8 protein-coding genes are annotated in these 10583 nt (G+C 47.6%); all 8 read left to right on the top strand.

Annotated elements, in window-relative coordinates:
• The first annotated feature begins 321 nt into the window (after window positions 1-321).
• Window positions 322-4038 carry a response regulator gene (locus E5S67_RS23020; protein ID WP_172190693.1) on the top strand — a complete coding sequence of 1239 codons (3717 nt, stop codon included), beginning with the start codon at window positions 322-324 and terminating at the stop codon, window positions 4036-4038.
• Window positions 4031-4405: a response regulator gene (locus E5S67_RS23015; protein WP_172190694.1), complete on the top strand. Its 375-nt coding sequence runs from the start codon at window positions 4031-4033 to the stop codon at window positions 4403-4405. The genes E5S67_RS23020 and E5S67_RS23015 overlap by 8 nt, the downstream gene beginning before the upstream one ends.
• Window positions 4402-5460 (top strand): adenylate/guanylate cyclase domain-containing protein, encoded by a 1059-nt coding sequence (locus E5S67_RS23010; RefSeq protein ID WP_172190692.1) that lies wholly within the window; start codon window positions 4402-4404, stop codon window positions 5458-5460. The genes E5S67_RS23015 and E5S67_RS23010 overlap by 4 nt, the downstream gene beginning before the upstream one ends.
• A 105-nt stretch (window positions 5461-5565) precedes the next feature.
• Window positions 5566-6084: a Ycf51 family protein gene (locus tag E5S67_RS23005; protein ID WP_172190691.1), complete on the top strand. Its 519-nt coding sequence runs from the start codon at window positions 5566-5568 to the stop codon at window positions 6082-6084.
• 145 nt (window positions 6085-6229) lie between these two features.
• Window positions 6230-7570 carry an AAA family ATPase gene (locus tag E5S67_RS23000; RefSeq protein ID WP_172190690.1) on the top strand — a complete coding sequence of 447 codons (1341 nt, stop codon included), beginning with the start codon at window positions 6230-6232 and terminating at the stop codon, window positions 7568-7570.
• Window positions 7567-8550: a tetratricopeptide repeat protein gene (locus E5S67_RS33605; protein WP_246276942.1), complete on the top strand. Its 984-nt coding sequence runs from the start codon at window positions 7567-7569 to the stop codon at window positions 8548-8550. Before E5S67_RS23000 ends, E5S67_RS33605 begins: the two co-directional genes overlap by 4 nt.
• A 6-nt stretch (window positions 8551-8556) precedes the next feature.
• Complete coding sequence (locus tag E5S67_RS34120) at window positions 8557-8883, top strand: TPR end-of-group domain-containing protein (RefSeq protein WP_339382970.1); 327 nt, start codon at window positions 8557-8559, stop codon at window positions 8881-8883.
• A 437-nt stretch (window positions 8884-9320) separates the two neighbouring features.
• Window positions 9321-10523 (top strand): tetratricopeptide repeat protein, encoded by a 1203-nt coding sequence (locus tag E5S67_RS22990; protein WP_172190689.1) that lies wholly within the window; start codon window positions 9321-9323, stop codon window positions 10521-10523.
• The last annotated feature ends 60 nt before the right edge of the window (window positions 10524-10583 follow it).

Below are 10583 nucleotides of genomic sequence, written 5' to 3'. Positions count from 1 at the left end.
TAATATTTGACATCTCTACCGCAACATAAACCTATTCATATTCACTCATTTATTTATTATACATCGCTGATGTTATTAAATTTTCATTCCTGAGCGACTTGCCCGATCCCGAAGCCGAAGGGAGCCAAAGGGCCTTCAACATCTGCTATAAATATAATTAGCGCAGTTGGAAAGATTTTGGATAGCAGAGATGCTCGGCTTTTCGCTCAAACCTATGAGAAAGTTCGATACCGTACCTTTCCACTAACTGTATAGCGGGGTATATATACTATTAATTAAAAAGATATACTGTATAAAGTTGCCTACAAAGCGCCAGAAATTATGCATTCTCACCTCCAGCGCCAACTCGAACAGCTCGGTTTAGCCAGCGAGTCCCCCCCTCCCAATGCCGAGCAGTGGCAGCTATTCTTAGAGCAGGTAAGTTGTAGCTACGACGGAGCTAGGAGTGAGGAGGAACCGCTGCGGCAGGCTTGTTTGAGATCCGATCCGGTGGCGCTACAGGATTTGAGTTCCTCGCCCCAGTCGCCTCTAGACTCTCCAGCAGCTTCAGAAATCGATCGGCTGCGGGCGACTGTCAACAGTTTGGGGGCGGGATTGTGTATCCTTGACGCGAAGGGGTTTGTCATTTCGGTGAATCCAGAGGCCGAACGCTTGCTGGGGTGGCGAGAGTCGGAACTTGCAGGCGTTTCTCTGCTACAGCGCATCGCCAGTCACCAAAATCAAAGCCAGAAATCCCAAGTTTTGACGCCTCGGAAACAGTTGCCAAGCAAGAGTGAAGATGCAGCGATCGCACCTACACTAGGTTTACAAGAGGCGATCGCCTCCGGTCAACCTTGCAGCAATTGGGACGACGAGTTTCTGTGCCGCGACGGCAAGATTTTACCAGTTTCCTATTTTTTCAATCCCGCAGTTGAGGGCGGCGAAATATCAGTCTTGGTGTTTTTTGACATTAGAGAACACAAGCAATCGCTCTCGATGCTGCAAGCCGTTCTAGAATTTACAGATGCTGGAATTATAGCGGTTGACAGAAACTGCAATATATGCAATTTTCATCAAAAATTTGTCGAGATGTGGGGTTTATCCGCCAGTCAAGGAAAGTTGAGCCGATCGACCTTCGGCACTGTTAAAAAAAACATCGAAACAGGATTCCCCTTCGCCAGAGAACAATTAAAAGAACCCCAAGGATTTCTCCAAAACGCGATCGAAGTGTCGGCCGATCCAGATACTCAAATCAGTGAATTATTAGAACATAAAGACGGAAAAATTATCGAATTAAATTCGTTACAATCAAAAAAAATCCGAGCGAACAGAGTCGGGATAGTCGAGAGCTTTCGAGACGTTACCGAGAGCAAAAAAGTAGAACAATCTTTGCAGTATCAAGTAGAATTCAATCAGTTGATTGCCAGTTGGTCAACCCATTTCATCAGTCAGACCGCATCGGGAATAGACAAAAGCATCGATCGAACTCTGGAAGCGATCGCCACTTTGAGCGGGTTTGACCGCAGTTACATCTACCTGTTATCTCAAGACAAAACCCGCGCCGACAAAACCTACGAGTGGTGCGCTGACGGCATTCCGGTAATAACAGGCAGCACCGACAAACAAATAAACATCGCACAAATCCCTTGGATCGCAGAAAAGCTCGATCGCGCCGAATGCCTATATATTCCAGAAATCGCCGAACTCGCGCCCCCAGCCAAAACTGAAATTGCCTATTTTATCGGTCAAAACCCAGCAGAATTCCAGAAAGACTCCCCATCCACAACAGCCAATAAAACAGCAATCGCCTCAATACCTTCGATTGGCGCTTCCCTCAATAATTTAGAATCAAAAAAACAGCTAAAAAATATCCAATCGCTGATAATTATTCCCCTAATTTGCAGTAAAAACCTAGTAGGATTTCTCGGATTCGATGCCTTAAAGCAAATAGCAGGTTTATCGCCAGAAATATCCACACAGCTAAAAATGGTAGGAGAAATGCTCGCCAATGCCCTAGAGCGCAAGCGAGCAGAAGAAGCCTTGAGAAAAGCCGAAACAAAATACCGCAGCATCTTTGAAAACGCAGTCGAAGGCATATTCCAGACCACCCCAAACGGGCGCTACCTCAGTGCCAATCCCGCACTAGCCCGGATTTACGGCTACGAATCCTCTACCCAAATGCTCGCCGAACTCGCAAACCTCAACCGCCAACTTTACGTAGACCCCAAGCGACGCGCCGAGTTTATTGCCCAATTGGGGGTGCGCCGTCAAATATCAAAATTTGAATCCCAAATATACCGCCGAGACGGCAGCACGATCTGGATTTCCGAAAACGCGCGCAGCATGTGCGACGAAAGCGGCAGCGTTTTGTATTACGAAGGCACAGTCCAAGACATTACCGATCGCAAACAGGCAGAATCCGCCATGCAGTCGGCCCTAGAAGCAGCAGAATCAGCCAACCGGGCAAAAAGCACATTTCTTGCCAACATGAGCCACGAACTGCGCACACCGCTCAATGCGATCGTCGGCTACAGCGAAATGCTTAAAGAAGAAGCTGAAGAATTGGGCGATGAAGCTTTTGTCCCCGACCTCGAAAAAATCCGCAGCGCCGGCAAACACCTGCTGTCGATGATCGACGACATCCTAGATATCTCTAAAATTGAAGCAGGCCGAATGGATCTCTACTTAGAAACCTTCGACATCCATCCCTTAATTGAAAGTGCTGTCGCCACGGCCAGGCCGCTGGTCGAGAAAAACGGTAATACCCTAGAAGTTTACTGTCCAGACAACCTCGACACCATGCACGCCGACATGACCAAAGTCCGGCAAGTGCTGCTCAACCTGCTCAGCAACGCTGCCAAGTTCACCCAAAACGGGAAAATTGCGATCGGGGTGGAAAGAATTAAAAATGAACAATTAAAAATGAACAATCAAGAGGAATCTTCCCAAATTTTAATTTCTAACTCCGAATTTTTTAGTTTCCGCGTCGCCGACAGCGGTATCGGCATGACAAAAGAGCAATTGCAGCGAGTTTTCCAACCTTTCACCCAAGCTGACGCCTCGACTACCCGCAAGTACGGCGGCACGGGTTTGGGACTAGCTATCAGCCAGCGCTTCTGTCATATGATGGGTGGCAGCATTGAGGTCAGCAGCACGCTGGGCGCAGGCAGCACTTTCACCGTGCTCTTGCCCAGCGCGATTCAACAGCCGGAAATCGCCAACAAAGTCCGCGACAGCACTAGCCCTCCGGTCGCCCCCGCTGTCGGCACGGTGCTGGTAGTTGATGACGACCCGATCTCGCGGGATTTGATCCAGCGCGCCCTCGTTCGCCAAGGGCTGCACATCGAAGTCGCCGGCGGCGGCGAGCAAGCTCTCCGGCTCGCTAAGCAACTGCGGCCAGACGCGATTACCCTCGACGTGATCATGCCCGGAATGGACGGCTGGGCGGTACTCTCAGCGCTGAAGGCAGATCCAGATCTTGCCGAAATTCCCGTAATCCTGCTATCCTTTGTTGGCAACAAAAGCCTCGGCTTTGCATTGGGTGCCTCGGACTACCTCACCAAACCAGTGGACGGCAAACGGCTGGCTGCCTTGTTGAACAAGTACCGGCGCGACCAAGACGGCGTTGCAAGTAACAATTTGACCTGTCAGATTCTAATTGTGGAAGACGACGTTGCCACGCGGGAAATACTGCGACGCATACTAGAAAGACAAGGCTGGGCAGTAACGGAGGCTGACAGCGGGCGCGCTGCTCTCTCTCGGCTAGAAATTGCCCGACCACATCTGATCCTGCTGGATTTGATGTTGCCAGAAATGGATGGTTTTGAGTTGCTCGGCGAACTCCGCAAATCGTACTCTGGAGATCCAATACCGATTGTTGTGCTCACAGGGAAAGACCTGACACCGGCCGAAAGCCAGCAGCTTAACGGTTGTGTCGATCGGGTGCTACAAAAAGGAGTCTACAGTTGCGATACTTTGTTGCGCGATGTTCGCTCTATAGTGAATGACAGGTTCGATCGCAGGTACGACTCGAAAGGCAAGGAGAACACCAATGGCTAAAATCCTGTTGGTCGAAGATAACGAAATGAATAGGGATATGCTTTCCAGGCGTCTGGCCCGCAAGGGACACGAGGTCTTTATTGCTGTTGACGGTGCTGAGGGGGTGTCGATGGCGCTCGCGAAAGTACCGGATTTGATTCTGATGGATATGAGTCTGCCAGTGCTCGACGGGTGGCAAGCAACCCAGCAAATTAAGGCGGCTCCTGAAACTAGCACGATTCCGGTGATTGCTCTGACGGCTCACGCAATGGCGGGCGATCGTGAAAAGTGTCTGGCCGCCGGCTGCGACGACTACGACACCAAACCGGTCGAGTTTCCCCGACTTTTGGGTAAAATTGAAACGCTTCTGAAAGAGGCTATGACATGAAAGGTGACGAGGGCAGCGTGCTGGTTGTTGACGACAATGAGGTAAACCGCGATTTGCTGGCCCGCCGACTTCAGCGTCAAGGCCACTTGGTCACTGTTGCTGAAGATGGTCTCCAAGCTCTGGAAATGTTGCGAAGAGATCCTTTTGATTTGGTTCTCCTAGACATTATGATGCCGCAAATGAACGGCTATCAGGTGCTGGAAAATCTGAAAGCGGACGAAAAGTTGCGCTATATCCCGGTGATTATGATTTCGGCGGTGGACGATATCGACAGTATCGTCCGGTGTATTGAGTTGGGGGCGGAGGATTATCTTTCTAAACCGTTCAATCCGGTATTGCTCAAGGCTCGGATTAGCGCTTGTCTGGAAAAGAAGCGGCTGCGGGATAAGGAACAGGCGTATTTACACGAGTTGGCCCTGGAAAAGGAAAAGTCCGAGCGTTTGCTGTTAAATATTTTACCGAAGGCGATCGCGCAGCGCCTGAAACACGGGGAAAGTACGATCGCCGACAGTTTCGCTGAGGTAACAGTGATGTTTGCCGATTTGGTCGGTTTTACTAAGCTTTCGGCTCATTTATCGCCGGCCCAGTTGGTGGAGTTGCTCAACGAGATTTTTTCGGCTTTTGACGAGTTGGCCGAGCGCTACGGACTTGAGAAAATTAAGACGATCGGCGATGCTTATATGGTTGTTGGCGGTTTGCCGACGCCCAGCGACGACCACGCCGAGTCGATCGCCGAAATGGCGTTAGAAATTCAAGCAGCAATGACTAAGATACGCACCAAGGGAGGTCAGCCGCTCAGCATCCGCATCGGCATCCACACAGGCCCGGTGGAAGCTGGGGTAATCGGTACTAAAAAATTTACTTACGATTTGTGGGGAGATACGGTAAATACAGCTTCCCGGATGGAATCTCAAGGCGTCCCCGGCAGCATTCAAGTGACAGTTGCTACCTACGAGCGCCTGCGGGGTAAGTATGTTTTTGAGGAGCGCGGCGTGATTCCAGTGAAGGGGAAAGGCGATATGATGACTTATCTGCTTGTGGCCCGAAACGCTTAATTAATCATTGGGCATTGGGCATTGGGCATTGGGCATCGGGTATCGGTAACTAATATCAACAGTCAACAGTCAACAGTCAACAGTCAACAGTCAACAAATCATCAAATGAGCGTAAATTCTAACCTTTTAATCTACGCCCAATGGGCGGGAATTCTAACAGCAGCCTTGGCTATTCTAACTGTTATAGCATTTATCTTCAAATGGGGTATTCGCTTCCGATTGGTAGGAGTGACAAGTTTTATGACCGTAGTCGCTGCGAGTATATTCGGTCTGGGTTTGGGACTGTTTACTCGCACAGAAATTCCCGGTGCAGTTCGCTATTCTTTAGTTTACGATACTGGCGGCGCTCAAACAGTAGTTACCGTGCCGCCTACGATCACCGAATCGGAATTAGAAGCAACGATGCGCCAAGCGGCTGCGGATTTGTACTCTCCAGGGCGCTCTGGAAGGGGCAGAGACTACATGACAATCCGGGTTCGTACAGTTGTACATCCTGAACCGGGGCTGTCGCAGCCGCTGTTTTTGGGCGAAGTGAGGCGATCGCTCGCAACTCGTGATGATGACAAAATGGCGATCGAAATCTTCCCGGAAAAAGTTGCTATTCTGAAAAAATATCAAGCTTAAAAGTAGTGATTGTTGGGTGCTCCATGTGCACCCAGCCTTTTGCATAGATTCGATCGCTCTTCTTATAATTATCTGGGTTTATCCGTGTTCATCTGCCTTAAATCTGCGGTTGAGCCTATAAAAAACCAAAAATACTAAAAAAATTATGACTCAAAATACAGAAAAACTCCTAAAAGACCTCTACAACGCCTTTAACCCATCTTCTCCTTTACCAGCAGGCGACCCGCAATATGTTGACTGTGGGGAAGTGCGAGGAGAGGACAATATTATTAAAGACTTGGGTCTCAACATTGAGAATTCAGAACCGATGACTTGCCAGTTGTATGCGGGACATCGCGGTGCTGGAAAGTCAACCGAATTGCTGCGGCTACAGCAACACTTGAGCAACAAAGGTTACTTTGTAGTTTATTTCGCGGCCGACGCGGAAGATATCAATCCCGAAGATACTGAATATACAGATATTTTGCTAGCTTGCACCAGACACTTATTAGAAGCAATTAAAGAGGCTGACTCCAAGCCTTTGCTCAATTGGATGAAAGACCGCTGGGACGATTTAAAAGATTTAGGGCTAACAAAAATATCTTTTGAAAAATTGAGCTTAGAGGCGCAAATTACTCAGTTTGCCAAGTTGACGGCGAATGTGAGAACTCAACCGAGTCTGCGCCACAAAATCCGAGAAAAAGTTGAACCCCAAACACAAACGCTGATTGATGCGCTAAATGAGTTTATTGGCGATGCTAAAAAAAAGTTGCCCAATAAATATTCGCAACTGGTAGCGATTGCCGATAATTTAGACCGGATTGTGCCATTTTCTGCGACAGACGCAGGAGGACGCAGCAATCTAGACCAAATTTTCTTAGACCGCAGCCAACAACTCCAAGCTTTAGATTGTCACGTGGTTTACACTGTACCGATTTCCATGGTGCATTCTAACCGCGCTAATGATTTAAGCGATAAGTACAATACTCCGCAAGTGCTGCCAATGATTCTGGTACAGAATCTAGATGGTAGCCCTCACCAACCGGGAATTGCTAAAATTAAAGAGTTGATTAAGAAGCGGGTGGAAAAAATAGATCCAAATCTATCTTTAGAAACAGGATTGTTTGATACCAAAGAAACCGTAGAACGGCTGTGCTTGATGAGTGGAGGTCACGTTAGGGATTTGATGAAGATGATGCGAGAAGCTGTCAATCAAACACAGAATTTGCCCATTACTGCCAAAGCGGCCCAAAGAGCTATCACGAAAGAGCGGAATGTCTACCGCAAAACTCCCGGACAAGATGAATGGTCAATCTTAGCAAAAGTCTCTATTTCTCATCGGATAGTTAATGAAGAAAAGCACCGCAATTTGCTATTTAACCGGTGTATTTTGGAATACCGATATTTGGATGATGAAGAAGAAATGCAGCCTTGGTATGATGTTCACCCGCTAATTAAAGGCATTCAGGAATTTAAGGAAGCAGTCGCCGCTCTACCTCAGCCATGAAACCAGAAGCAATTGATTGGGACGAAGATTTGCCACCAGCCGAACCGGAGGAAGAATATCTAACTCTGGTACGCACTCTCAAGCGGACAGATGGCTTTAACTTGTTGTTTGTGGAGTGTTCGCCGGCGGAGGGAGAACGCTGGATTACTAGAGTTAAAACAGATATTCCGCAGCAAAATATTGAGGTTTTGCGGCTGAAGGAATCGGTTTATGATTTTTACAATCTAATTGAAGAGTTGCCAAATCGCGATCGCATCAATGTCCTATTCGTCCAAGGTTTAGAATATTCACTTTATGAATACGAACAAGAGAAAAAGGAGCTCGGCTGGGAAAGCAAGGATATTTACTCTTATAGTTGGCGGGGTGTGCCGCCTGTTTTAATTAATTTAAACCAGCAGCGAGAACGATTTCGAGATAATTTTAAAATCTGTTTTGTTTTTCTGTTGCCTAAGTTTGCTATTAATTATTTTATTCAGCGGGCGCCGGATTTCTTTGATTGGCGATCGAGTTTATTTAAGTTGTCGATGGAGAAAAAACTGCTGCAACTGGAATCAAGGCAAGCTTGTTCGGAAAGAGGGAAGCGAGAAGATTATCTAGCTTTGACTCCCCACGAACGAAAATGGGAATTGGTGAGGATTCAAGCTTTAATTGATGAGGATGGGCAAATACCCGAACAAAAAGCTGAATTGTTTTTGGAACAAGGTTTATTGCATGACTCTGCTGAACAATATGCAAAGGCGATAGCCTCATTCGACAAAGCCTTTGAACAATATGCAAAGGCGATAGCCTCATTCGACAAAGCCTTAGAAATCAAACCAGATGATCCCGAAGCCTGGAAGAATCGGGGCATGGCACTGGAGGATTTAGGAAGAGGGGAAGAAGCGATAGCCTCCTACGACAAAGCCTTAGAATTCAAACCAGATTTTCACGTTGCCTGGTACAATCGGCGCTATGCACTGGGTAATTTAGGAAGATGCTAAGAAGCGATCGCCTCCTTCGACAAAGCCTTAGAAATCAAACCAGATAAGCACGAAGCCTGGAACAGTCGGGGCCATGCACTGCGTAATTTAGGAAGAGGGGAAGAAGCGATAGCCTCCTATGACAAAGCCTTAGAAATCAAACCAGATTTTCACCCAGCATTTTATAATAAAGCTTGCTGCTATGCGTTACAGAGTCAGATTGACCAAGCGGTTCAGAATTTGCAGCAAGCCATCAATCTGAATCCTGATAAATACCGAGAAATGGCAAAAACTGACTCGGATTTTGACAGCATTCGATCGCATACTCGGTTTCAAGCCTTGATTCAAGAATAGGGATTTGCCCTTGGGCGGGGCGGGTTTATGAGATTGTCGGTTTGAGGCAATTATTGTTGGTAAAACCCGCCCTTACAGCATCAAAAACACTATTATTATTTATTAGTCTGCAAAGGCGGGCTTCGCTTGACAAGACGAGGTTTCAACCCCCGATCGCTCAAAAGGGTTACGTGAAAATGATATCTTGGGTGAGGTTTGTCACATCTGAGTGCGATCGCCCTTTACTTTTTTCTACGCAGTCATCTAAAAAAAGAGTATTAATCTATACCTACAAATCTCCGAGATAGGATTATATTGAAAAAAATTGAAAAAGTTCCCAAAATCCTGTAAAATTGCGAGAAATAACCAAATAATATCGATCGAAAGCACTCACAGGCGAAAAAGATCGCATATAAAAAAGAAAAGAATCAATTAGACAGAAAATGAGGTGAAACCCCTTGCAAAAATTAGCCAGCATAGAAAAGCCGATCGACTCAGGGGAAAAATCCATAGCAGTCAACACCCAAAACGCTCAAACCTTGTACGATCGCGGCAACGCCCTAGAAGCAATGGGGCGCTTCCAAGCAGCGATCGAATCTTGGGAAGAAGCGATCGCACTCGAACCAAAATTTTATGAAGCGCGGTACAACCAAGGCGTAGCCCTCAAAAAATTGGGACAGCTAGAAGAAGCGATCGCAGCCTACAACAAATCCCTAGAAATCAAACCAAACAATCCCGAAGCGTGGTACAATCGCGCCAACGTTTTGCGGAAGCTCAACAGACTCTCAGAAGCGATCGCATCCTACCAAAAGGCGATCGATTTCAAGCCAGACTACCACGAAGCTTGGACGAACCGCGGCAACACCCTCGTCAACGTAGAAAAATTATCAGAAGCGATCGCCTCCTACGACAAAGCGATCGAACTCAAACCAGACTACTGCGAAGCTTGGTACAACAAAGCATTTACCCTCAGAAAATGCGACCAAAATACAGCGGCGATCGCCTCCTACGACAAAGCGATCGAACTTAAACCAGACTTGCATCAAGCCTGGTACAACCGCGGCTTAGCCCTAGCCGATGAAAAACTCTACCCGGAAGCCGTCGCCTCCTACGACAAAACCCTGCAACTGCGGCCGAATTCCGCCGAAGCCTGGAACAAACGCGGCACGGCGATCGCACAAATGGGACAATTTGAAGCTGCGATCGCATCCTGGGACAAAGCCCTCGCACTCAAGCCAAACGACAGCGAAACCTGGTACAACCGCGGCTTAGCCTTCGCCAAGTTACAACGCTTTGAAGAAGCAGTGGCCTCGTGGGACAAAACCGTAGAGTTGCAGCCAGACAACACCGAAGCCTGGTACAACCGCGCCGTCGCCCTCAAAACAATTCAACGATTTACCGAAGCGATCGCCTCCTACGATAAAATCATCGCACTCAACCCCGACGATCCAAACCTTTACTATCAAAAAGCTTGCGTTTACGCCCTGGAAAAAGCAGCAGGCGAACTCACAAACAACCCCGAACTTGTAGCCACCAGTATCCGGCTGGCGATCGAAAACTTATCCAGGGCGATCGAACTCAATCCCCATAAATACCGGAAACTGTGCAAAAATGACTCTAAATTGCGTACAATACGGGAAGAAGTGCGGTTTTTAGCTTGATTTCAGGGTAGCGATGATTGATGGATACGGATGCCGCACTGCAACCTTTGTAGGCAAAAC

The organism is Microcoleus asticus IPMA8 (genome assembly GCF_013179805.1).
GTDB lineage: Bacteria > Cyanobacteriota > Cyanobacteriia > Cyanobacteriales > Microcoleaceae > Microcoleus > Microcoleus asticus.
This window is presented reverse-complemented; position numbering and strand designations above follow the sequence as displayed.

Excerpts from the sequence above, each read along its gene's own strand:
- E5S67_RS23020 (WP_172190693.1), top strand. The coding sequence starts at position 322 with ATGCATTCTCACCTCCAGCGCCAACTCGAACAGCTCGGTTTAGCCAGC.
- E5S67_RS23015 (WP_172190694.1), top strand. The coding sequence starts at position 4,031 with ATGGCTAAAATCCTGTTGGTCGAAGATAACGAAATGAATAGGGATATG.
- E5S67_RS23010 (WP_172190692.1), top strand. The coding sequence starts at position 4,402 with ATGAAAGGTGACGAGGGCAGCGTGCTGGTTGTTGACGACAATGAGGTA.
- E5S67_RS23005 (WP_172190691.1), top strand. The coding sequence starts at position 5,566 with ATGAGCGTAAATTCTAACCTTTTAATCTACGCCCAATGGGCGGGAATT.
- E5S67_RS23000 (WP_172190690.1), top strand. The coding sequence starts at position 6,230 with ATGACTCAAAATACAGAAAAACTCCTAAAAGACCTCTACAACGCCTTT.
- E5S67_RS33605 (WP_246276942.1), top strand. The coding sequence starts at position 7,567 with ATGAAACCAGAAGCAATTGATTGGGACGAAGATTTGCCACCAGCCGAA.